This is a genomic window from Micromonospora sp. CPCC 206061 (genome assembly GCF_036906915.1).
In the GTDB taxonomy this organism is placed as follows: Bacteria; Actinomycetota; Actinomycetes; order Mycobacteriales; family Micromonosporaceae; genus Phytohabitans.
This window is the reverse complement of sequence record NZ_JBAKHX010000009.1, coordinates 34,790-57,413: the sequence shown is the minus strand read 5'-3', so window position 1 is coordinate 57,413 and position 22,624 is coordinate 34,790. Positions and strand designations below refer to the sequence as shown.

Below are 22,624 nucleotides of genomic sequence, written 5' to 3'. Positions count from 1 at the left end.
ATGCGAGTTCGATGAGTGACGTAGTGGAGCAGCGGTTCCCTGACCCGATCGGGGAGGCCTTGCGCCGGCAACTGAACAACCTGACGGTGGCCGCGTCGTTTGCCGAGGCGGTGGCGCGGTGGCGGTATGTGCGGCTACAGGAGCGGGCGGAGCGGGACGCCCGCGCGGCGGAGCAGGCGACCCGCGCGGCCGAGCAGGCCGCCGCCGACGAGGAAGTGATCCGCCGGTTCAATCAGGCGCAGCGGCGGGCGGCCGGTGGGGTCTACGGTCGCGCGTTCGACAACGACTTTCTGCTGCGGGCGGACCTTCGGACGCTTGGGGAGACGTGGGTAGCGGCGGCCGCGTACCGCGACGATCCGCGGGCGGCCGAGGCGATGACGCGGGTCGAGATTCGGCTGCGGGTCCTGCACCCGGAGGCGATGGCCCGGTACGACCAGCTGCGGGCGGATGGGATCACGCCGGGCGAGGCCATGTTCAAGGCGGTCCGGTTGATGGATCCGGGAGGTCCGGAACCTTCGGAGGGGCAAGAAGCCCGGCCGGCTGGTCACCGTGCTGGCGCGGTGGACGGCGGACCGGCCGCCGGTGGTGAGCTCGTACGGGTGGGCAGCTCGGCTGACGTGCCGCGCCCTGCAGCTACAGAGGAGATGTTGGCGCATCTGCGCAATGTGGACGTCTACCTGTCCAGCGTGGCGGCGGCGTCACCGGGCGACGAGGCCGCGGCGGCTCGGATCGCCGAGGTGCGGGCCGGGGTGCGCCGAAACATCGACCACATCGAGGGCGTGCTGCGTAGCGGAGGGCGCAGTACGTCGGTGGGTTGGGCGTACGAGCGGGCGATGGGCCGTTGGGTGCGGTTGGAGACCCAGACGCCGCCGAGCGGGCCGGGCGCCGACGTCGATCCGGCGGGCCGGTTCAACGAGGCTCAGCGGCAGGCGGCGTCCTCGGTGTTCAGCAGGGCTTTCGACGACGATTGGCTGCAACGAGCGGATGTGCGGCAGCTGGGCGAGACGTGGGCCGCGGCCGCCGCGTACCCGGGTGACCGGCGGGCTGTCGCGGCGCGAGAGCGGGTCGAGACCGCGCTGCGGGGCAGTGAGCCGGCGGCGATGACGGTGTACGACAGCCTGCGTGGTCTGGGCCATGAGCCGGGCGACGCGATGCTGCGGTCGGTGCCGCTGATGGAGCCGGGCCGGGCGCCGCTGAGTCCTGGCGAACTGCCGAACGTGGCGGCCGCGACTAGGCTCGGCGACGTGCCGGTACCGCCGGTCGCGGAACCGATGCCATCGGGGCGATCTGGCCGGCAGCACGTCGAGAACCGGTTGCGGGAGCTCGACCAGCACCTGGCCGCGATCGTCGCGAGCGGTCCTCGTGGCCGCCAGTGGCAGGAGCAGGCAGGGCAGGCACGGAATGTGATTCTGGGCGAGATCGTCGCCGGTGAAAACGGGGCTGGCAGCGACGGCTTGGCGGGCCAGGACGGCGGCGACGCGACACGCTTGCCGCGTAACGCAGCGGATCTGGCTGGTGAGGGGTTCCCGCAGACCGCCGAGACGGAGGTGGCGAACGCTCGGCAGACTCGCGCGTCCGACGCGTCGACGCAGGCGGCGTCGCCGTCGACGGCGGGCCCGACACCGCCGGCTCCTGGACCGGCTCCAGGACGGTGATGGAGTGTCGCTGAACGTTTACCGGGAAGACCCCGACCGGCCCGAGGGTGTGGTCACGTGCGACGCCGAGTACGCCGAGGACTGCCACTTCGTGGAGGAACTGGGCGTTCGGCCGGGCGCCAGCTACGCCGACTTCCATGAGCTGGTTGTGGGTGCGACGTTTGGGTGGAGTTTCGAGGCGCGGCACCAGCAGTACGCCTGCCCGCCGTGCACGGTGATCGGTCAGCAGCGCCGGACGGCGACGGCACTGGCTCGGGAAGGGTTTCCGGTGCCGTTCGGCGTGGGCCCGCGTAGCGCAGCGGCGCCGACGGGTGACCGTGCGGCAGATGGCTAGCGGTGCAGGGGCGATGCGCTGAACCGGGACGGCACGACGGCGAGCCGGTCGCTGGTGTTTCTCCGGCCCCCGGTTGGTACCGGGGGCGCTCGTGGAGGGGACCGCACCGGCTCGGTGCGCCGCAGCGGGCACGGCGTGGTCGCTTGGGTCAACGGTGTGTGTGCCGGAGGCTTGCCGCCCACCTGTTCGTTTGCTGGGACCAGTGCGGGGCGTTTGGATGGAGGGCGGTGTTGTGCCCGGCTTTCGGGACCACCATGATTCGCAGCTGTGCTTGGTCGCTGAAGTGCGGGCTTTCGCGTTTGGACACTGCGGCGGAGCTGAAACAGGGGAGCGTGTTTCCGTCGCAGACGAGCGTGTCCATTGCTCCCACGACAATGAGCACCGGAACGCGGATCGCACGGGAGTAGATGGGGTCCCGGGGTAGGTTAATGGTGGCCAGTTCTCCCGTTGTTACCGTTTGTTTGAGTCTTTCGTCGGTGGCCACGGTGCGCCTGTCCGCGTATGCGGGATTGTAGTAGTTGCGAATTCGTGTCCCTGGGCGTGTGGTCATGTAGCCCGAGGGCTGATGTCGGAAGCGCAGGATCGGGTCGTCGGCGGCTGGGTGCATGCTTGCCCGGGAGGCGGCCTGGCTAGCGGCGTTGGGCTGGTGAAGCCAGCCGGTCAGGATGATGGCATCCAGGTCGCCGTATCCGGGGCAGGCGGTGGCGGCCGTGTCCGGTGAGGGTGATCCGGCCGCGCATACCAGGATGCTGGAACCGAGTGAGTGGCCGACCCCGATTATCGTCCTGAACTTCGTGCCGCCGATCTTTCCGTTTCGCAGGTCCTGGACGATCTGGTGGACCACCCACGCGTGAACGGGCACAGTGAGTTGGTCGGCTGGAGGGCGGTCGCTTTCGCCGACGCCGAGCCGGTCGATCGTCAGCACAGTGAACCCTGCGCGCGTAGTCCTGTGTACGTAGGAGTAGCGGTCCCGGTCGACGTCGACGGGCATGTCCCAGTAATGGTGGTCGTAGGTGGCGCCGGAGACGAGTAGCTGGATTGCGTCACCGCGGACGTTTCTTGTTGGTCGGCATAGCCAGCCGACAACGTGGGAGGTCGTGGGGGCGGTTGGGGACAGCGAGACTGCGATGGGGGTGCGGACGCAGCTTGGCCTCGCTGTTTTGTCGGTCTGGGCGGCGATTGGCGCTAAAGGTGTGGCGAGGCTGGCGAGGATGATTGATATGGCCAGAATGAGGAGGCTTCGTCTCATTCCTGATCCTTTCTGGTCGGTGCCGGTCGGTAGCTGTTCGGTGGTGTGTCGCGCATTGGCGGTTTGGTGGCCCATGTCCAGGGCCGTCGTCTTCTTGCGCGACGGCCATGGCGTCCGGCTTGGCTGTCGCGAGCCCGTCACCGGTCGGGTTGGTGGGCCGTGTGGACCGGTGTCTTCGGTGCCCGTCGGGGGATCTCGAGGACTCGGAGCGCGCGCCCGGGAACGGGCGGGTGAGGGCCGGGCCGAGGCCGTGGTCGACACCAGGGCGGCTCGCTGTTTGTTGTGTTGATCTATAATTTCGCGCAACATGTGTTGCGCACAGCGAGGATACGTCAGGTGGGGGCCTGTCAACAGGTGTTTCGCGGATAGGATCGATCACGCAACGCCTGTTGCGCGCCGTGTCCGGCTGCCCGGTTGAGGCCACGCCCGCACCCGCCGGCACGACGGCGCGGGACGGGCTGCGCCCGCAGGTGCGGGTGGCGGTTCGGCCGCGACACCGAGGGACTTCTGGCGCCCGACAGTGTGTTGGCCGCCTCGCCCAACTGCGAAGAGACGGGAGGCTCAGGCGTCCGCCGACTCGGGTGCCGCGACCGTCAAGAGAGGCGTAGGAGGTTGAGTCGCAGTGGCTGACCGAGGTTCACGCTCACCGAACGCCGACCGCGCGCGAATCACCGCCGTGAACCGATCCGCACTGCTGTTCTACCGCGCACAACTGGTACCAGGTGGGCCCGCGGAGACGTACGTGCGGCACCGGCTCGGAGCGCTGCCGCGAGGCTGGTCACTTGGATACGCGCCGCGGGAAGGCCGTGGCGTGGTGGCCTACCTGGGCAGGCGCGGGTTCACCCCCGCTGATGTCGTGGCGGCTGGGCTGGCACGCCGTACCCGCGGCGGGCGGCATGTAGACCGGTTTCGCGGCCGGATCATGTTCCCGGTCCGGGACGTGGCCGGCGAACCAGTGGGGTTCCTTGCCCGCGCGTGCCCGCCGCACGCGAGTCGAGGGCCGAAGTACATCAACACCCCAGCCACCGCCGCCTACACCAAAAGCGAACTGCTGTACGGACTTGCGGAACAGCGGCGAATTCTCGCCGGCGGCGCTCGACCGGTGATCGTGGAAGGTCCCCTCGATGTGCTGGCCGTAGGGCTCGCCGACGAGGGCCGCGGCGAACTGGCCGGCGTCGCGGCGTGCGGTACCGCGTTCACCGCCGCGCACCTTGCGGCGCTGTCCGCGGCGGCCCATCTGGACGAGGGCATGGTCACCGCGCTGGACGCGGACGCTGCGGGGCGGCGGGCGACCGCCAGAGTGTGGCGGCTGCTGCGGCCGCATCGCGGATGGACGGCCGCTGCCCGCGCTGCGGCGCTGCCACCGGGCGGGGACCCCGCCGCTGTGCTGCGCGGCGGTGGTGTGCAGGCGCTGCGGCGCGCGCTGCTGGACCAGAGTCGGCCCCTGCTGGACGCCGTCGTTGACGCGGTACTGGACGATGCCGGCTACGGCGACGTCGCGTCAGTGGACCTGGAGACCAGGTTCGCGCTGCTGCGTCGTGTCGCGCCGGTGGTCGTGGCGACCGGGCTCGCCGAGGACATGGTCCGGCTGGTGGTACACCTGGCCGGCCGCCTGGACCTGATGCATTCGACGGTGACGGGTGCGGTGTGCGATGCGCTGACCTCACCGCCCGGGACGCACGAGCAGGCGACGCGGGCGGGTTATCCACAACCGAGCCGGCCGTCCACAGGCGACGCGCGGAACGTTGTGTCAGAGGCGAAGGAGCCGGTTCAGTGGCTGACATGAGTTCCTACATCAGCTTGCTCAAGGATGCGAAGCGAGACCTCGCCGGTGACTTTGCCCCGGACGGGATGCTCGCGCGTCAGGCGCTGTTGCTGGCCGAACGAACTGCGGCCGTGGCGGATAGCTGCCCGCCGGGGCAGGCCGCCGGTTGGGACATGTTCGGCGCCTACCTCGCCGACGCGGTGGCCGAGCTGGAGGCCGACCTGGACGACCCGGCGGTTCTGACGCAGGAGGTGGACCCCGCCGGGTCCGACGCCGACGAACTGCGTGAGGAGGCCGCCGGCTTGGCGCGGTGGCTGGCGGACCTGTACGCGTCGGCTGCCGCCGGCGAGGCCGGTTCGGGTTGGCGTCGGCTGGTCTGGGCGGCCGTCGCGCGACGGCTCGACGACGCCGCCGCGGAGCTGTCATGAACGTGGGTGACCGTCTTGAAGACGCGGCCGCGGGCCTGGCTCGCGCGTTGGCGCTGAGCCGCCGGCAGCCACCGATCGGGCCGCAGGAGCAGGCCGCGGTGGCGGTGGCGCGGGTTCGGCTGTACCAGGGGTTGGGGCAGCAGGCAGCCTTGCTGCGGGGCATGCTGCCTGGTCCCATCCCGCGGGTGCGAGACGTGGCCGCGTTTCGGCTTCCCGATCCACCGCAATTGAGCATGATGGCCTCGGAGCTGCGGGAGGCGACCGTGCGCGCGGCGGCGGCGATGCCGCACCGGCTGCCTGAGGTGCCGGCGAGCGGGCCGGTCGGCCGGGCGCTGACCGACGCCGCTGACGCGGTACACGCCGCGAACGAGTTGATCTCCGCGCACTTCGGCGGCGCCCGGCAGCGACCGCCCACCCTGGAAGGTGTGGCACTGTCGGCCGGGCACGGCAAAGACGACAACATCGCGTTGACCGCCCGGCTCGTGGGCGCGGTGGTCGACCTGGACGTCCGGTTGCGGCTTAGTCGCTGGCTGGAGCCGGGCGAGGACGCTGGCGTGTGGCGGCCGCTGCTGCTGGCGGTCAACGCGGACATCCGCCACACCCCGGATACGGCGCTGGGAGTTCACGCGTACCGCGTCGCTTTGGGTGGCGCCGGTGACCGGGCGCCCGTACGCGCGCTGGAACCGGTACCGCTGACGGATGATCCGGCCCGGTGGGCGAGCGTGCGGTCCGGGCGGGAAGCGATCGCCGCCATGGACGCCGCCCGGGCGTGGCTGCTGCGTCACGGGGACCGGATCACTGCCGGGCAGGTCGCCGCCGCCAGCCGAGCCGCGCTGGTGATGACCCACCACATCGGTCACGTGCTCGGACATACCACCGATGTGGACGGAGGCCAACTCGTCGAGGTCACGCTCAAGGTCGGCAAGGACTGGCGTGCGGCGACCATGGCCGCCGCCACACTGCGCAGCAATGTGCGGGCAAGAGACGACCACAGCACACTTACCGTGGCGCTGGGTGCGGTGGCTGGCTGGCTGCACGGGCAACTGCGCAGCGACGGGGGCTGGCGACCGGCTTCGGAGTGGGCCGGCAGCGAGCGGCAGCGAGCGGCGTGGCGGCGGACGGTGGGCCAGATCGCCGCCCGGTTGCCCGACGTTGCGGCGCTGATGCGTACCGGCCTGCAGCACGCACAGCGCAGCGGCAACCTGTTGCGCGTCGGTGACCTGCGTCAGACCGGCCGGATGCTGATTCAATTCCCGCAGTGGGTGCGCGCTGAGGAGACCCACCCGCAGTACGGCTACCTTCGGGGAATGCTGAGGCGGTTGGGCAAGGGGAATAACCCGCTCGCCGTGCTCGCCGGCGTCGCCAGGCCCCCGGGCTTGAAGGAGGCGGCCACAGCCGAGCGGATGGCCCGATCGGTGCCCCAGTCCCCTTGGCAGCTGGCGGCCGCAGGCTTCCCCAGCCCGACGGACGCTCGGACGGTGCGGGCCGGGCCCGGGCGTGCGGACCGGCCGGTCGAGGCCGCGCGGCTTGCCAGGTACCAGACACCCCTGAGCGAACCACCGCGCAAGGGCCGCTGAGCAGGCGCCGGCAGCCCGACGCTTACGGCGTCGGTGTCGCTCCCGGCGAAGCTCGCGATGGGCACGCAAAGAGGGTGCCCCCAAGACCCGGTCTGGGTCAGGCCTCGGGGACACCCTGGTCTAGGCGTGAGCGCCGTAGCCCTCCACCGCCCGGCCCTCAGCAGACGTCGCGCGCGACCGCGACGACGATGCAGTCCATCGGCTTGGCAACGATCAGCGTTGCCGGCGTGGGCCGCTGCTGACCCGACGCCACGGAAACAGACGTCAGGGCCGCCTCCGACCGCTGCATGTCGGTGCCGTCGGCGACCCTCAGCGGGGACGCCAACGCGGCAATCACCAGCGCCGCCCGTGCTGCCGCAACGCCCCTTTCGCGATGCGATCTCATGTCCCTCCCCTTTCTCTGCGGTGCGTGGCCGCCACCGCGGCCCGCCGCACTGCTGGCGTTTTGATGGCTTCTTTCTGATCACGGTCGGGGCATCCCGGGCGCCGGGCTGCGGGCAGTTGCCCGCAGCGCGTTCAGGTCACGCCTGGACCAGCGTCCGGAACTTGGGGCCCGCGTACCGAATGAGGATCGATGCCACCTCCTCCCGGCTCAGCCGAAGGTTTTCCAGCTCCACCAGGACGTGCCCCTTGGGGCCCGGGCCGGCGGGCGGGAACGTCGGTCGGTGCCGCATGCGGACCCCATCGGCGACCCACAGCACGAGCACGTCCCGTGACATCGGCGGGTCACCGGCCGGCGGGGTTGCCTCGATGCTGATCGCTTCGACGTCGGACCAGGGACCCTCGAAGACTTGGCCGTCCGCGCGGACGTGCAGGCCCGCCTCATCGAGGCGAATGCGGAACGGGCGCAGGCTCAGTACCAGGAACAGCAACCCGAGTAGTAGGAAGAACACCCCGGTCACCCACAAGAACACCGCCGCGAACGCCACCAGGGGTCCACCCAGCAGCAGGACGAGGCCGGTACCCACGAGGGGTGCCAGGATGCCGTAGCCGATCCCGACCAGGCTCAGCTTCTGGTCGTTCCTGTTGCGATGGAGCTCCATTTTCCTCCTTCTCTTTGGTGCGGGCCCGGGCCCAGTCGGGACCGGCGCACGTCAAACATCGAGGCCGCCCAGAACGGCGAGCGCGGCCAGCGCGAGCAGCCCCAGCAACGCCGCCGAGGCGACGGCGACCAAGCCGGCGAGCGCCACGAGCTTGCGGTGCCGGGGCGGCGGCGGGTCCGTAGAGGCGGGAGGCCACGTGCCCACCGATAGCGGCGGCGTATCGGCGCCCGTCGTGCTGGACGCGGCGGCGGCGGGTGCCGACGGTTGTTTCGGGCCCGGTGGCATGGCCCGCACGATGAGGGCGGCGAGCAGCGGCGACACGGCCACCACGGCGAGGGAGCCGTACGGGCCCAGTGGGCTGGACAACGCGCTGGCGGCGGCCGAACCGATCGCCCCGCCGACGAAGAACGCCATCGTGAGCAGGCCGATCCCGGCGCCGCGGTCAGCTGCCGCGATCGCGGCCGACACCCGGGCCGTCAACGCCACCTGCGCGGCCGCCACCGCCGCGAAAGACAGCGCCGCCCCGGCGACCAACACCAGCGCGCCGGCAGGCAGGAACGCCGCTGAACCAAGACAGACCGCGCAGGCAGCGGCGCACGCAGCCAGCAGCCGCAGGCCGTGGTCGGACTTTTCGCGGCGCCCCACCAGACGGGCCACGACCGCGCCGACCACCGCGCCGGGTAACAGCACCGCCCCCACCGCCTCGACGCCCCAGCCGTAGGTTTGGGCCAGCAGGTGAGGGACCACGTACATGGTGGCGAACAGCCCGCCATAGATGCCGGCGCCCGCTGCCGCACCCGCGCGCAGCGTCGGATTCGTGACCAACCGGCGTGGCACGAACCCGTCGGGGCGGCGTGAACGCCGCGCCAGCATCGCGGTCGCGCACACCAGCAGCAGCACGGCCACCGTCACGGCCGGCGCTGGCAGCGCGAGGGATCTGGCCTGGATCAGCACGAGCACAGCGGCCACCGCTGTGGCCAGTAACGCGGCGCCGAGGGCGTCGACCTGTCGATGCGCGCGGGGCCGGGACGCGGTCACCGGAAGGCACAACGGCACAGCCAGCATCGACAGTCCGGGTAGCGCGCAGGTCACCCGCCATGAGGTGGCCGCGGTCACCAGACCGCCAACCAGCGTGGCGCTGGCCGAGAACACCGACATGACGGTGCCCAACACCGCGAACACCTGAGCCCGCTGGGCGATCACGCCGGACACCGCGAGGCTCAACGCACCGCAGGTCATCGCACCGGACCCCGCCCCCAGCAGCAGCCGACCCATCACCAGGACCGGCAGCGTCGGCGCGGCGAGGCACAACACCGCCCCTGCGCCGAGGGCCAAGGCGCCGGCGAGCAGGGTGCGACGGGCCCCCCAAGAGTCGGAGATCCGCCCGAACAGCGCCGTGCCGATACCCAGCCCCATCCCATGCGCTGTCAACACCCACCCGCCGGCGGTAGAGGCGACGGCGAGGTCGGCGGTCAGTACGGGCAGAGCGACCCCAGCGGCACTGGCGCCCCAGATGGCCGGCCCGTACAGCAAGCCCAGCCGCACACCGATGAAAAGCGCTCCTGTGTGGCCGGGGTTCACCGCGGCAGGGCTGGCGCTCGTCATGCTGGTCACGCCGTCACCGGACCGCCGGCAGGTGCGACGCCGCGCCCGGCTGGTTGACGATGTCGGCCAGGTTGGGCGCCGAGCCAGAGTCGAAGACGCGGATACGCCGTACCTGTCGCAGGTACGGCACACCCTCGGTGTAGCCGGTACCGGGCCGGTCGCCGAGCATGCGGACCGCCAGTCGATGATGCGTTTGTCGCCAGTGCACCAACGCGGCGGCGAACCGCCGCATCGCCCGCTCGAACTGCCCACGCGAGCGAGGGTCGAGGCGGCCCTGCTCGCACGCCTGCCGGTAGACGTCGCTGATCGACGGGATACCGGTCAGGACCGCGTCGCGTAGGTCAGGCACGGACCGGTATGCCGGCGAATCGAGGCGGTCGGGGTCCGGGCGTCGGCAGAGGGCCTCGACGAGTTTGTACGAGCGGCTTTGGATGGCGCTGGCGCCCTCGGTCCAGGTACGGAACTCGCGGAACGCGTCGACCTGCATCGTGGCCAGGAGGCTGAACAGCGGGGCGGCCTCCTCCAGGCTGGCGGCGGCCGAGGTCAGCTGCCCGGCGGCGGCATGCGGGTCGCCGCCGCGCCAGGCGTCCGCGACAGCTCGCAGGTGGGTGGCCAACAGCGCGAACCGGTTCTCCCACAGCTGTAGAACCCGCAGGAACAGGTACTCGTCGTGCACGGTCGCGACAGGCAGCATGGACAGGCGTACGGCGAACCGTTCGTCGACCAGCATGCTGGCGTTGGCCACCGTCCACAGTTGGCGGGCGGCCTCGGTCAGGTCGGACGCGTTCACCGACGTCGCCATCCCCGTGCGCCGCGCCGCCGGCTTCACGGCCCGCAGGGCCAGACGCAGCCGCTTGCTGGTTGTCTTGCGGTCCGGGCGCCGCCGCGGCAGCAGATCCGTCGTTCCGGCCGCGGCGGCCACCTCGAAGCGCAGCAGGTCCGCGAGCAGGTTGACGCTTAACCGGTCGTGTGCGCGCAGTGCCGTGGCGGGTGTGCACGCCGCGTCGAGGGGCACCGGTAGGGGCAGCATCGCCAGCGCGAGATAGGTCCGGTAGTCGTAGCGGCCGTCGTGCTTGTCCAGCAGGCAGTCCAGGTAGCCGTGCAGCCGCCGGCCCGCCGGCGTGTCGGGCGATGGGCCCAACTCGCGGCGAGCCTGATCGAGCACGACGAGCAGCCGCTTGGCAACGAAGTGCTTGCCGGCCCGCTGAAACGCCTCGTGGACCGCCTCGAACGGAAACCTCGCAGGGCTCCGGTCGCGCATCCAGGTGGTCAACTCGTCCATGCGGTCGCCTTCCGGTAGGCGGTGATGGTGGCGCAGGCGGCCTCCACGTCCGCGGGGGTGTTGTAGGCGTGAAAGGCCAGCCGGACCACGTCACCTCGAGGGGCCACGATGACCCGGTGGTTGGCCAGCCAGCGGGCCATGGCTGCGGCCGCCGGCTCGACGAGGGCGACGTGCGCGCCCCGCGCCGTTCGGTTCGCCGGCACCCGGACCTTCTCCCCCTGTGCGGTGAGCATGTCGGTGGCGTAGTCGACGAGGCCGGCCACATGGGTCCGCACCGCCGCCAGGTCCAAATCGGAGATCAGCGCCACTCCCGCGCCCGCGGCGTAGACCGAGGGAACGGCCATGGTGCCGGTCTCGACGCGCCGCGCCTCGTCGGGATGGTCGAGCGTGAACGGGTCGAACGCGAACGGGTCGACGCGGCCGAGCCAACCGGTCAACGTCGGTGGGCCCAGCTCGTCGGGAGATCTGATGTAGACGCTGGCCAGGCCGGGCAGACCGACCAGATACTTGGCGAACCCGGCAACCAGGAAGTCACACTGCAAGTCATCGACGTTGACAGGCTCCACGCCGGCCGCCTGGTACGCGTCGACGAAGACCTCGCCGCCGGCCGCGTGCACCGCGGCGGCGATCTCCGCGACCGGCAACCGCACCCCGTCCCGCATGCTGATCAGCGGTATCGATACCAGGCCGGTCGCCTCCCCGAGGACGGCCAGGTAGTCCTTGGCCTCCACGTTGCCGTTGTCGTCACCGACCCAGACCACGTCGGCGCCGAGCCGCTGCGCGGACAACCAGACGTGCGCGATACCTGGAAACTCGGTCACCGGCGCGACCAGCTGCCGGCGGCGCCACCACTGCATGCCCGAGGCGACCTGGTAGGCGGCCGTCGAGGCGTTGGGCAGGAGGGCGATCTGGGTTGGGCTGGCGTTGAACAGCCGCCCGATCGCCCGCCGCACCGTCGAGATCTCCCCCTCGAAGATCTCCCACGGCGACCTCGCGTTCAGCACGGACAGCATGGCCGACAACGCCTCGTCCAACCGTGACGAGCGGGCGCCGACGGAGCAGCTGGCCAGGAACACGGTATGGGCCAGGTCGGGAAACTGGCGGCGGAACGCCGTCGCGTCGAACGCGGGGGCCGGTGCGGTCAGCATGACGGCCCACCGTTTTGTGCGGCCACTGGGTGGACGGCGGTGAGGGCGTCGCGGACCTGCCACAGCTCGGGAAAGAAGCGCTGCTCCACCAGGCGTGCCAGCACGTTCACCGGCGTCCCCTTGGTGCCGACGGCGCCGGCGCCGATCGTCCGCGACGCGATCAGGTAGTGCTGCATCCGCCACACCGCGATCCGCTCGTCCCAGCCGATGAGCGCTTCCGCGAGCCGGTACAGGGGCGCGGTCGGATCACCCCGATACAGGTCGACCAGGTCGAGACCGTGGCCGGGGAGCAGTTGCGTCCACGCGTGCGCCAGGGACCGGCTCACCCGGCGCACCCCGCGCCATCCGGGTGACTCGCCGCCGGATCCGTGCCCCAGCGCCGGGCGGATGACGGCGAAGTCTTTCGGCGCCAGCTGTCGCAGCATTTCCAGATCCGCCGTGATGAGCTGGATCGCTAGCGCGGCGCGGCCCAAAAGACGCACCGCCGGCTCGAGTTGCCCGGCGCGCAGCTGGCGTACCGCCTCCCAACCCTCGTGACAGGCCAGCCGCAGCCACAGCTCGGTCGCCTGATGAACAACCGTGAACAGCATCTCGTCGCGGTGCACCCATCGATCTGGGCCAGGTTGCAGGCTCAGCAGATTCTCGGTGCGCATGTACCGCTCGTAGTCCGAGCCGCCCGCGCCAGGCAGCACCGGAACGGAATAGTCGGCCGTCATGGTCCCCCGTCCGCCACATCCGGCGCAGCGGGCCGGCGGCCGCAGTGCGGCGCGGAACGCCGGGTGGGGGTGCCTTTGGAAGGGTTGTCATGGGCACACCCAGCCCGGCATGTGCGCGCCGTATGTTTCTCGGCTCCGGCATTCTGCGCAACGTGTGTTGTGCGATCTGAGGATACGCCCGCCGACCGTCCTGTCAACAGGTGTTTCGTGAACATGGGGTACGGCGCAACGCCTGTTGATTACCCCCGGCCGGTCCGTCGCGCGCCGTCAAACTGCCGTGCCGCTAGCCAGCCTCAACGCAGTTCAACCGGCCGACCGATCAAACGCCCGCGCGCAGACCCCGGCCCGAACTCGTTCCTGAGGCCGCCACGCTGGACGAGATCTGAATTCCTCGACGGAAGACCGACACCCCGGGGCCGCCATCATGGCGAAGCCACGCACCGGCCAGCATCACCAACCCGGCGGCGGCGAAACGCGCAGCCCGCCTCCCGCCGGGACCGAGAAGAGCTACCTCTTGTCGCGAGTCCGCCGTGTCCCACGGCGACTGGGATCTGCCTCGCCAACCGGCCGGCCCGGCTCGTTACCGCCAGCATCCAGCAACTTCCGGACCAGGCTCTGAACGAGCTCGACCGAGTCCTCTCCCAGACCTGAGTCAACCAGCACGGTTCGGAGCGCGACCTCATGAACACCCATGCTGCGCAAGTCAAGGAGCAGCTTGATATCCCGCTGAACCTGCTCCGTGACCCGATCATCGATCAGGTAGCTGGGGTCCACGCCGAAGGCCCACGCCACCGCCTTGGCATGGGACACCCGAGGATCGGTCGCACCCCGCACCCCACGGCGAAGCTCGCCAACGTACTGCGGAGTGATCGTCACATCCCACGGGTTACCCGCGTTGATCTTGTCTGCGATCTCATAGTTCAGGTACGGACGGCCCGCCTCATCCTTGGGGCCAAGCTCATCCGGCGACGGGCGGATCTTGTCGAACAACCACTCCAGTCGCTCGGCCAAGGTGCTCGCACCAGCCGGACGATCTGCTGCTGGCTCGCCCATCGACAACCCCTCACCACCCCGTCCGGCGCCGCAAACGAGTGTATTTGATCATAACTGTGCGCGATAGGCCGGTAAGTGGGGTACTGGCACCACCCGCAAAACGGCCTACAACTGTTTCGCGTCCCCCCATCATCGCGAAACGTGCGTTGTACCGACAGTCAGGGATGGTAGGCAAAGACGGAGCGTCCTGGTGTCCCGCAGTGCCATCGGCGTGTTCATCAACCAGTACCTCGCACCTGAAGGTCTGCGCGCACTGCAGCCGCCCGTGGCAGGTCAACACCGATGGCGCCTGCGAGCACTCCCCGGCTGTGGCACGGACCAACTCCTCCCAGCGCCGCCGAGGCCCAGCAGATGCCCAAGCATCTGATCACCAACCTCGCCGAGCCGGGACCTACAGGGGACTAGCTCGCGGCGTCACACGACTGTGATGCGGTATCGCCGTCGTGTGACGCCGAACGCCACGAGACTCGCCTCATGACTGTTTGTGGCAACTAGCGGCCAGGGGACTCCGCGGCCAGCAGCGCGTCCAAGGCAGCGTGCCGCTGCTGCGCCCAACCACATCGCATGCCGGTCACGTCGATTGGACTTGCGCCACCTTCGATCGCGGCAGCGGCTTCGCCGCAGGGCTCGCATTGTCCGTCGGCGCTGTGGCCTACAAGCACCTCTGCGACCTGCTGCGGCGTCCGGTTCGGTCCCTGCAGCATGCGCCGGAAGGTGTCGATCAATAGGTCCGCGCCTTCGAACGTGCCACAAAGAGCCACACCGCGTGTCAAGCCCGTTACGGAGCGTACCCATACGGCTGGCATGGTGTGGCCCTCCACGAGGGTGACGCCAATCTCCAGTCCGAGTATCTCGTCCTCCCAGCTGCGCGAGTTGTGCCAATTGTCGTTGTCTGGCTGCACAGTGGCGGTCCTCTCCCGAAATGATCAATGAGTCTTGTGTCAGTTCACGCGGCCATCCAGGCCGCCGAGCGGGTCTCGATGTGCGCGGTGGCCTCCGCCGAGCGCCCGGCACCGGCCACTGCTCTTCTGGGACGCCAATGAGCTGGCGCCGGGCGGCGGCCACCGCCGACTGACGCCGCGACGTCGAACATGTCATTGATGTCCATCACGGGGCCCCTTCCCTATTCGGTTTCGACGGAAAACGGGTTGATCGCTGGTAGCACTCCGCCACTGCCTGATGCCGCCGGCATCACTCTCGCCTTGCTGTTCGCGCCCACTTTCCCCGGTTGATCAACTTGCTGTTGCGGGAGGAACACCACCGCGGGCGCGGCGGGTGGTCGCGGTGGTGGCGGCGGTGTGGGTTCATGAGTTGGAGCCCGTTCGCCGTGTCGGGTGTAGCTGGCCCATTGGGGGTCGAGGGCGTTCAACACGGCGACCCAGCTTTCGTCCCGGCATCCCTGCCGGTATTCCTGGCGTCGGGTAGACAGCCATGTGCCGAACTTGAATCCGCTCGGTGCGATGTACTCGACGGGGACGCGAAGGTGCCCGTGCTCGGCGTGGTACGCACGGGCCTCGGCGAGCCCTCTCTGCCGACGCTCCTCATACGGGTTCCACACCATGCCAAGCCGTTCGGCGGTCCTCACCCGGTCGGCCGGTAGACGTCCCTTCCGGTACTGCTGCCGGACCCGACCGACCGCCTCACCAAGCCCGTAGCCGTCAGGGGTGCGCCATTTCGTGGGCACGAGCAAGTCACCATGGTCCAGGCGGTACTGTTCGGCGGCCGCGACGAAACGCTCCCAAGCCGTGCGAAATGGATCCAGGTCAATGCCCACGGCCTGCAGAGCAGCCGCACGATGGCGCAGCAGGTCGCCGTCGCTGTACAGCTGCCGTTGGTGGCGCACCCAGCGCTCGCCCGGCGTTCCCGGCGGTGGCAGGCTGCGGTGTTCCGCGTACCAGTCTCGCAGCTCGGCGAGTTGCCGCTGCCAGGTCGCTTCCGCGGTGTCCCAAATCATGCCGATCTTGTCCAGCATCTCAATCTGCTCTTTGGAGAGCAGGCCATGCCGGCGCGACCACCGCTGCTTGATCAGCCACTTCCACAACCGGTAGTGCTCGTCGGTGTTGGGTGGGATCAAGTGGCCGTGTTCGGCGTAGAAGCGCGCCGCGACCTCGTAGCTGTCCTGCCACGCGGTGGCGAACAACTGCGCCGCCTGTAGCCGGACCCGGCCGGCGAAGCCGGCCGGCACCTGCCGACCGGTGGCCACCAGCCAGGGCAGCTCACGGGCCTTGCCCGCCCCAGTAGATCCGCTGCGGGACGCTCGGGCACTCTCCACGTGTGTATCGAGCCGCTCGTCGTGTGCACGCAAGGCGCGCACCACCTGCCAGACCCCGTCCCAAGCCCTATCGAACCGTTCAGCGGCCAGGTCTTCTTCAGTAGTCAGGACCGGCACGAGGACGGTGGCGACCTTCGCCGGGTCGTCGCCCTTGCGCAACGTCCGGCCCACCGCCTGCACCACATCCACAGTGGACTGCTTGGCGTCGCCGAACATCACCGCATCCAGGGCCGGTACATCGATCCCCTCGCCGAAGACCTTGGCATTGGCCGCCACGACCGTGCGCTCGCCAGGTGCGCGCAGGCTATCCAGCACCAGCCTGCGATGTTGGCCGGTGGAGCGACCACTGACCGCCCACGCCGCCACCGGTCGGTCTCCCCGCTCCGAACTCGGCAGCAGGGAAAGCGCATTCGGCAGGGTGGCAGCGAACCGCGTGGCAGCAGCGATCCGCGAGTGGTAGGTGATCAACCGACGCAGGTCGTAATCGCCGACCGCCCGGGCCAGAGCGATCTGCGCGGCCAGCATCCGTGCCGGAACCGGCCGGCCATCGAGCGTCAATACCTCTCGCTCGGTAAGGGCCGCCAGCTCCGCATCCGTCACGATCGCGGCCACGAGGCGATAGTCGGCCAACAAACCCAACTGGATGGCCTTGGCGAAGGTGAGCCGGTGCACCACCGGCCCGAAGACCTTCTCGTCATCCATGCTGATGGTCGGACCTTTGCCGGTGACGATCCGGGGCGTGGCAGTCATGTACAGCCGGCGCCGCGCCGCGACCGCCGAGTCGTCGTGCACCGCGGCCCACGCCTTCCCCTCCCTACCGGCCGTGCGGTGCGCCTCGTCCACCACCACCAGCTCCCAGGCCCGGGCATTGTGCCGCGCGTGAGCTTCTTGGATAACGGGCAGGCTGGCGTAGGTGGCGAAAACGGTCACCCGGTCGTCGACCAGCTCGGCCGCCAGCCGCGCGGCGTCCGTGGTGACCAGCACACCCAAGGCAGCCAAGCCATCAGCCGCACCCCAGCCGGCGTGACGCACCTCGCGCCCCTCGCACACCGCGATCACCCGACCAGCAGATCGGCCTAGGTAGGCGATCCACTCCCGTACGGTCTGGGCCAACAGCTCGACCGTCGGAACGAAGTACGACACAGGGGCTGTGGGCGCTATCCGGCGGGACACCTCGGCGGCAGTCAACGTCTTACCCGTACCGCACGCCGAGACCAACGTGCTCCGCTCGCCGTCCCGTGCACCCGAGAGGATCGCGCGTATCGCTTGGCGCTGATGCGGCCACAGCGCCACCGCCGGGCCCTGGCCGCTTCGTTCAGGTCGGCCGCGGCTATCGCGCAGCATGTAAGTCCCTCCACCCGATCCGCCAACGGCTCCTGCGGTTGGAGGCCGCAGCCAGGCCGCGCTGGAGGCAGCAGGACTGGCGCGGCCGGCAATCGGGTCCCTTGAGCACGGGCTTCCTACGCGGCGACGGCTGGGCAAGCGGATGCTGTTGAACGGTCACGGTAAGTCGCTGGCCATTCGCCTCGCGAGGCGGTCCACCATCGTGTGGACCACGCTGTGCCGCACCTTCCATACGGCGTCGACGTGCACCCACACAGGGGTAGCGGCCGATTCAATCGGGCTGCCGTCGCCGGTCGCAACGCCGGGCTCGCACTCGGTCACATCTACGGCGTACATGACGTAGCGGCTGGAGGAACCCTTGCTGGCGTAGACGTGACCGAGTGAGATCAGCTCGTCGGCGGCGACCTCGTAGCCGGTCTCCTCGGCTAACTCCCGCACCGCGTCGTCTACCGGATCGGCGGATTCAGGCGTACCGGTGATGGCCGACAGTCCCTGCCCGTGCCAGGCCGGCACGACCTCGTCGGTCAGCAACACCTCCCACCCGCCAACCGGCAGGCCTCGGAATGGCAGCACAGCGACGATGGGCCTATCGCCGTACCAGCGGGTGTAGACGTAGCCATCGACGCCGGCTCCTGGATGGCGCCGCACGCATACATCCACGCGGCCCCCCTGGTACAGCACCACATCCTCGGCCTTTTCGCTGTGGGGTTCTGGCGGCCACAGCAGGCGCACCACGGCCTCGACGCCCGCGTCGGCGAGAACGCCGACCACGGTGCGCACCACGGCCTGCTCGAGGTCCCGCTCCCGCCCGGGCCGATCGCTGACCGAGCTCATGGCTTGCCCTCGATGTTGGAAAGCAACCGCGTTACCGTCTCGGTTTCCCGGTCGCCAAGCCGGTCGAACAGGTCTCGTGCGGATGTCAGATGGTCAATCGCTTGGTCGATGCGGCCGCTACGGTGCGCGATCTGGCCGAGAATCCAATGCGCGAGCGCTTGTCCTCGTGGCGAGGCGAGTGCCGTCATGCGGGCCAATGCATCGTCGAGGAGCTTGCTGGCCTTGTCGGTATGGCCGGCGTCGACCAGCGCCCGGGCGTAGTTGATGGCGGTTAGAGCCTCGTTGTAATGGTCGAGGTCTCCCAGGTCGGCGAACAACGCTAGGGCGCCTTCCAGGTACTGGGCGGCTTGCTGGATCTGGCCGGCTGCAGCGTCGGCCTTGCCGAGGTTGTGCAGGGCCATCGCGATCGGGCGCGTCTCGGCCTGCTCCTCGGCCAAGGCCAACTGGTGGGCGAACAGATCGTGGGCGGCGTTCGTGTTGGCCTGGGCTAGCCGCGTGTTGCCCAGTCCGTCTAGTGCGGCGCCGGCACGGGTCGCGTCGTCGAGTCGCTCCGCCAACAGCAGCGCTTCGCTGAAAGTGGCAGCGGCTCCGGTGAGGTCGCCGCGGTCGAACTGGCCCCAGCCTTGCCTGGTCAGCGCGTCGGCCAGTTGGGGATCGCCGAGCTGGCGGGCGCACTGGACCGCTACCTGGTCAATCCATTCCCGGTCCCGGTGATGGCGGTTGAGGTGAAACAGCGGCCACATCACGTGGGCCAGCTGCCATGCCAATCGGGGCGACCACTGCGCGCTCTCGGTAACGGCTGCAACCAGGTTGAGCCTCTCCTGCTCCAGCCATCCCAGGGCGTCGGCGCGACCGGAGACCGGCATCGGCGCCGGCGCAAGCTCCCGCGCGATCGAGGTCAGATGCCGCATGTAAGGAGTCAGTAGCCGCGCGGATGCGAGCGCCATCATCAGATACCAGCGGATGATCCGTTCCCGGGCCTGCCGCCGGTCCGGGTCGTCGGTGGCCGCGATCAGGGCGTACTCTCGGGCGCTCTGCGGGTAGCGCCAGCGTCCCGGCACCGGCTGCTCCAGCAGGTCAGCCGCTTCGAGCTCATCGAGCAGAGCAACAGCGGTGTCGCGTGCGGTGGTCAGCGCGGCGGCGGCGACCTTTGACCCGAACTCGCTGCCGGGGTGCAGCGCCAAGAGCCGAAAGCAGCGCGCCGCGTCCGGCGACAAACCCCGGTACGCCATGTCTAGGGCGAAAGCCATCGAGGGTACTCCCCCAAAAGATTGCAGATCCTGGTGGATCGGCACGAGATCACGAATAGACCAACGGGGATGGGCTGCGAGGCGGGCGGCCGTGAGGGTCACCGCGTGTGGCAGACCGCCGCAGACGCGCACCAGGTCCTCGGCAGCGGCCAGGTCTTGCCGGACCCGAGCGTCGCCGAGGAACTGCCTCAATAGATCGATCGCGTCGGTGTGCGCGAGCGGCGCCAGGTGTATGGCGTGAGCGCCGTCGACCGCCAGCTCGGGCAGCCGGGTGCGGGCGGTGACCAAGACCACGCAGTCGTTGGACGCGGGCAGCAGCGGCCGCACATGCTCTGGCGAGTGGGCGCCGTCCAAGACCATCAGTAGCCGGCGATCGGTGGTCACCGTCCGCCACAGCGCCGCCTGCTCCGCGACGGTGCTCGGGACCTGATCCGCCGGCACGCGCAGCGAACGCAGGAGCTGGCCCAGCGCCTCCTCGATAGGCAGCGGCTGGGGCCCGGTGAGGTCGAGATACAGCTGCCCATCCGGCGCCATGCCCATTTCGGTGCACACCTGAGCGGCCGCGCGCAGCGCCAGGGCACTCTTGCCGACGCCGGGCAGCCCACTGATCACCAGCCGCCGCTGCCCGTCGCGTATCGCATGAAGGACGGCGGCGAGCTCGCCGGCACGGTCCACCCACCGCGCCGGCGCGAGCGGTAGCTGCCGCGGCCCCGGCAGCTGAGTTCCCACCTGCACCACCAGGTCCGCCACGTCCGGTGCCGCGGCCGCCAGCCGCGCCAGCGCGGTACGCGCCGCGATGAGCGCCTGATCATGGGGTAATGCGCGGGCGCCCTCCAGCACGGCCGCGGTCTGCGGATCCTCACGGGCCCGACGACGCAGCCGGCCCACCAGAATCCGCCCTGCCTCGCCGAGCCGCTCGACGGTGGCACCGACGAGTGTGGACACCACAGCCGCGAGCAGGTACTCGTCTATCACGGCACCACCACCACAATCACACTCATCGACTCTCCGCTGATGGTTCGTCTACCGAGGCCGGCGCCAGGTTCACGTCCAGGACGGGGGACCATGTGATGTGCTGCCCGTCATGGCTTTGCGCGACCAGCGATACGCGGTCTACTCGGAAGGTGACTGGTTGAGCGTCGCAATCGGACAGCCATACCGCCATCGAGCGTGAATCGATGCCGTCAGCGGTCGCATAAGCGATTGAGGCGTGTGGATAGTAGACCTCGGGTCGGGTCGTGTACTGACCATCGGTCTCCGCCGTGGTGATGTCAGCCAGAAGCTGCCAGAGCCGCCGGGCGGGTCCGCCGGGCCGGCCGGGGCATTCGACGGCCACCGGGCCGAGATCCGGGCGATCCAGGGTCAGGTCGAACACCGGAATGTGTGCGCACTCGGCCCTGGCCCGGTCCACGATCCGCTCTAAAACTGCCCGGTCTAGGTCGACGACCGGGGCGGAGTGCAGCACCGTTACGTGGATCCATTCCGGGCGCACGCGTGCGAGTCCAACACCGCCGGTCAATGGCAGGTACGGCTCGACCAGAGCGTCGGCGGCATGGCGAGGCGGCAGGATGTGCCAGTGGTAGTCCCGACGGCCAGCTGGCCAGCGGTGACTCACAGCCGCGAAAAAGTTGTTCATGTAATCCCTCTCCAGAACTTGTCCAAATCGCGCGAACAGTTAGCGGAGCCTGGCGATCTGCGGCTCCCGGAAAAGTTCGACCAGTTCAGATCGAGATCACGTCAAGCGTGATGGTGTCGTCGTTGCGTCCGTCATGGGTGACCGCGACCCAGTCCTCCCCCACCCCATGCAGCCATCCCGGCCACACCCCCAGCTGCCGCCCGGTCATCGCCTCATAGACGACGACTCGTGGCCGGTCACCGACCGCGCCGGTTACAGCGACCAGCCGCTGGGAGACAGCGGTGTGCCAGCTCACCGACCTACCCGATAGGCCGGGGTCGGGTGCGGTCCACCGCAGGGCACCGGTTCGCGCGTCGAGCATCGCGATGCCGCCGGCATCAGCCTGCCTGCGCACGAGGATGGCTCGATCGGTGCCGTCGATCGGGATCCCTGGTTCGCTGCCCGTCCATAGCGGGCGCCCCGTCTTCAGGTCGACAGCTTGCGGCCGGCCGGTCGAGGTCGCGGCCGCGATCCACGTGCCAGCGCCGATGACGACTCTGTCCTGATTCTCGTGGTCGGCCAGCCGCTTGGCGCACGTGCCGTCGGCGCGCCGGCCACTGTAGAGGGGGTGCGCCCACGCCCGGGCGCCCGTTCGAACGTCGATCGCGGACACGGTGATCGTGCAGGCCGAATCACTATCAGGCGGGTCATGGTCGGTGGTCACCAGAACGGGTCCAGCGGCGAATTCGTACCAGGACGTCCCCGTCCGCGCGGCGGCGCGCAGGACCCGCCCATTCGTGGTGTCGATCAGGGCTTCAGTGCGGTCACCGTAGACCGGCAGGTATCGCTGCCCGGGCGGCACGTCGGGAACCGCAGGGCCGATCAAGTCCCCCGACAGGCCGACGCCCCGTGCGGACCAGCGGACCCGGCCGTCGCGAACCTCCCTAGCGGTGGTGGTGCAGCCGCGCCCCAAATTGCTCGGAGCCAGCTGGCAGGTGGTCTCGTACACAGCGTCCTGGAGCACATGGACCTGCTGTATATGCCCGGTGACCCGCCACCGGGTCGCGCCGGTCGCCGGGTCGATGACCTCGACCGAGCCGGCATCGCTGCCCAGCTGCGCCTCGGCCACGAGCACGAGCAGACCCGAGACGATCCGTAGGAGGCCGGGCACCGCACGCCGCCACCTGGCTACCCCGGTAGACCGGTCGGCGGCCACCAGGTCGCTGCCATCGCGGTACACCAGCACCTGCCCAACCTGCCCAAACCGATCGAAGTACCCCTTCGACACGATCCGGGCCGACCAAACCCCGGATCGCACGTTCGGCAGGGATGGCAGCCGTACCACGCCGGGTGACCGCTCAGGCGGTGAGAGGCTCGGCACCGTGCAACCAGCCGCGGCGATACAAAAGGCGGCTACCAGGTATGCCAGCCAGCGGCGGGTTCGTCCGCACACC

19 protein-coding genes are annotated in these 22,624 nt (G+C 69.7%); 5 read left to right on the top strand and 14 right to left on the bottom strand.

Features of this window, described 5'->3' with window-relative positions; genetic code table 11:
- Positions 1–11 precede the first annotated feature (11 nt).
- The gene (locus V6V89_RS09865) at positions 12–1,655 is read left to right on the top strand and encodes a hypothetical protein (protein WP_334618708.1); all 1,644 of its coding nucleotides are present in this window, start codon (positions 12–14) and stop codon (positions 1,653–1,655) included.
- A 4-nt stretch (positions 1,656–1,659) separates the two neighbouring features.
- On the top strand, positions 1,660–1,989 hold the full coding sequence (locus V6V89_RS09860) for a hypothetical protein (RefSeq protein WP_334618707.1): 330 nt from the start codon (positions 1,660–1,662) through the stop codon (positions 1,987–1,989).
- Between the two features lie 148 nt (positions 1,990–2,137).
- Here the strand turns inward: V6V89_RS09860 and V6V89_RS09855 are convergent, their stop codons facing one another.
- On the bottom strand, positions 2,138–3,238 hold the full coding sequence (locus V6V89_RS09855) for an alpha/beta hydrolase (protein WP_334618706.1): 1,101 nt from the start codon (positions 3,236–3,238) through the stop codon (positions 2,138–2,140).
- 676 nt (positions 3,239–3,914) lie between these two features.
- Here V6V89_RS09855 and V6V89_RS09850 point away from each other — a divergent pair.
- Genes V6V89_RS09850 through V6V89_RS09840 form a run of 3 tightly spaced genes read left to right on the top strand, consistent with a single transcriptional unit; the run spans position 3,915 to position 7,008 of the window.
- Positions 3,915–5,024 (top strand): toprim domain-containing protein, encoded by a 1,110-nt coding sequence (locus V6V89_RS09850; protein ID WP_334618705.1) that lies wholly within the window; start codon positions 3,915–3,917, stop codon positions 5,022–5,024.
- Positions 5,021–5,431, top strand: a complete 411-nt coding sequence (locus V6V89_RS09845; protein ID WP_334618704.1) for a hypothetical protein — start codon at positions 5,021–5,023, stop codon at positions 5,429–5,431. The genes V6V89_RS09850 and V6V89_RS09845 overlap by 4 nt, the downstream gene beginning before the upstream one ends.
- The gene (locus V6V89_RS09840; RefSeq protein ID WP_334618703.1) at positions 5,428–7,008 is read left to right on the top strand and encodes a hypothetical protein; all 1,581 of its coding nucleotides are present in this window, start codon (positions 5,428–5,430) and stop codon (positions 7,006–7,008) included. Before V6V89_RS09845 ends, V6V89_RS09840 begins: the two co-directional genes overlap by 4 nt.
- 157 nt (positions 7,009–7,165) lie before the next feature.
- Here V6V89_RS09840 and V6V89_RS09835 read toward each other — a convergent pair whose 3' ends face one another.
- From V6V89_RS09835 to V6V89_RS09775, 13 genes are all read right to left on the bottom strand, one after another.
- Positions 7,166–7,393 carry a hypothetical protein gene (locus tag V6V89_RS09835; protein ID WP_334618702.1) on the bottom strand — a complete coding sequence of 76 codons (228 nt, stop codon included), beginning with the start codon at positions 7,391–7,393 and terminating at the stop codon, positions 7,166–7,168.
- Positions 7,394–7,529: 136 nt separating this feature from the next.
- Positions 7,530–8,051 carry a hypothetical protein gene (locus tag V6V89_RS09830; RefSeq protein ID WP_334618701.1) on the bottom strand — a complete coding sequence of 174 codons (522 nt, stop codon included), beginning with the start codon at positions 8,049–8,051 and terminating at the stop codon, positions 7,530–7,532.
- A gap of 51 nt (positions 8,052–8,102) precedes the next feature.
- Positions 8,103–9,656, bottom strand: a complete 1,554-nt coding sequence (locus V6V89_RS09825; protein WP_334618817.1) for an MFS transporter — start codon at positions 9,654–9,656, stop codon at positions 8,103–8,105.
- 13 nt (positions 9,657–9,669) lie between these two features.
- Entirely contained in the window at positions 9,670–10,938 is a 1,269-nt protein-coding gene (locus V6V89_RS09820; RefSeq protein ID WP_334618700.1) for a hypothetical protein, read from the bottom strand.
- Positions 10,926–12,086, bottom strand: coding sequence for an aminotransferase class V-fold PLP-dependent enzyme (locus tag V6V89_RS09815; protein ID WP_334618699.1), 1,161 nt, complete (start codon positions 12,084–12,086; stop codon positions 10,926–10,928). The genes V6V89_RS09820 and V6V89_RS09815 overlap by 13 nt, the downstream gene beginning before the upstream one ends.
- Positions 12,080–12,802, bottom strand: coding sequence for a tryptophan 2,3-dioxygenase family protein (locus tag V6V89_RS09810; protein WP_334618698.1), 723 nt, complete (start codon positions 12,800–12,802; stop codon positions 12,080–12,082). The genes V6V89_RS09815 and V6V89_RS09810 overlap by 7 nt, the downstream gene beginning before the upstream one ends.
- Positions 12,803–13,309: 507 nt before the next feature.
- Positions 13,310–13,855 (bottom strand): hypothetical protein, encoded by a 546-nt coding sequence (locus tag V6V89_RS09805; protein WP_334618697.1) that lies wholly within the window; start codon positions 13,853–13,855, stop codon positions 13,310–13,312.
- Positions 13,856–14,801: 946 nt separating this feature from the next.
- Entirely contained in the window at positions 14,802–14,963 is a 162-nt protein-coding gene (locus V6V89_RS09800) for a hypothetical protein (RefSeq protein ID WP_334618696.1), read from the bottom strand.
- Between the two features lie 15 nt (positions 14,964–14,978).
- The gene (locus V6V89_RS09795; protein ID WP_334618695.1) at positions 14,979–17,471 is read right to left on the bottom strand and encodes a DEAD/DEAH box helicase; all 2,493 of its coding nucleotides are present in this window, start codon (positions 17,469–17,471) and stop codon (positions 14,979–14,981) included.
- Positions 17,472–17,627: 156 nt separating this feature from the next.
- A complete protein-coding gene (locus tag V6V89_RS09790) occupies positions 17,628–18,305 on the bottom strand; it encodes an NUDIX domain-containing protein (RefSeq protein ID WP_334618694.1) in 678 nt (225 codons plus the stop codon).
- Positions 18,302–20,530, bottom strand: a complete 2,229-nt coding sequence (locus tag V6V89_RS09785) for a tetratricopeptide repeat protein (RefSeq protein ID WP_334618693.1) — start codon at positions 20,528–20,530, stop codon at positions 18,302–18,304. The genes V6V89_RS09790 and V6V89_RS09785 overlap by 4 nt, the downstream gene beginning before the upstream one ends.
- 22 nt (positions 20,531–20,552) lie before the next feature.
- Positions 20,553–21,191, bottom strand: a complete 639-nt coding sequence (locus V6V89_RS09780) for a 2'-5' RNA ligase family protein (RefSeq protein WP_334618692.1) — start codon at positions 21,189–21,191, stop codon at positions 20,553–20,555.
- 85 nt (positions 21,192–21,276) lie between these two features.
- Entirely contained in the window at positions 21,277–22,623 is a 1,347-nt protein-coding gene (locus V6V89_RS09775) for an outer membrane protein assembly factor BamB family protein (protein WP_334618691.1), read from the bottom strand.
- Position 22,624: the final 1 nt, after the last annotated feature.

Coding starts and splice junctions, on each gene's coding strand:
- V6V89_RS09865 (WP_334618708.1), top strand. CDS start 12: ATGAGTGACGTAGTGGAGCAGCGGTTCCCTGACCCGATCGGGGAGGCC.
- V6V89_RS09855 (WP_334618706.1), bottom strand. CDS start 3,238: ATGAGACGAAGCCTCCTCATTCTGGCCATATCAATCATCCTCGCCAGC.
- V6V89_RS09845 (WP_334618704.1), top strand. CDS start 5,021: ATGAGTTCCTACATCAGCTTGCTCAAGGATGCGAAGCGAGACCTCGCC.
- V6V89_RS09840 (WP_334618703.1), top strand. CDS start 5,428: ATGAACGTGGGTGACCGTCTTGAAGACGCGGCCGCGGGCCTGGCTCGC.
- V6V89_RS09835 (WP_334618702.1), bottom strand. CDS start 7,393: ATGAGATCGCATCGCGAAAGGGGCGTTGCGGCAGCACGGGCGGCGCTG.
- V6V89_RS09830 (WP_334618701.1), bottom strand. CDS start 8,051: ATGGAGCTCCATCGCAACAGGAACGACCAGAAGCTGAGCCTGGTCGGG.
- V6V89_RS09825 (WP_334618817.1), bottom strand. CDS start 9,656: ATGACGAGCGCCAGCCCTGCCGCGGTGAACCCCGGCCACACAGGAGCG.
- V6V89_RS09820 (WP_334618700.1), bottom strand. CDS start 10,938: ATGGACGAGTTGACCACCTGGATGCGCGACCGGAGCCCTGCGAGGTTT.
- V6V89_RS09815 (WP_334618699.1), bottom strand. CDS start 12,086: ATGCTGACCGCACCGGCCCCCGCGTTCGACGCGACGGCGTTCCGCCGC.
- V6V89_RS09810 (WP_334618698.1), bottom strand. CDS start 12,802: ATGACGGCCGACTATTCCGTTCCGGTGCTGCCTGGCGCGGGCGGCTCG.
- V6V89_RS09805 (WP_334618697.1), bottom strand. CDS start 13,855: ATGGGCGAGCCAGCAGCAGATCGTCCGGCTGGTGCGAGCACCTTGGCC.
- V6V89_RS09800 (WP_334618696.1), bottom strand. CDS start 14,963: ATGGACATCAATGACATGTTCGACGTCGCGGCGTCAGTCGGCGGTGGC.
- V6V89_RS09795 (WP_334618695.1), bottom strand. CDS start 17,471: ATGCTGCGCGATAGCCGCGGCCGACCTGAACGAAGCGGCCAGGGCCCG.
- V6V89_RS09790 (WP_334618694.1), bottom strand. CDS start 18,305: ATGAGCTCGGTCAGCGATCGGCCCGGGCGGGAGCGGGACCTCGAGCAG.
- V6V89_RS09780 (WP_334618692.1), bottom strand. CDS start 21,191: ATGAACAACTTTTTCGCGGCTGTGAGTCACCGCTGGCCAGCTGGCCGT.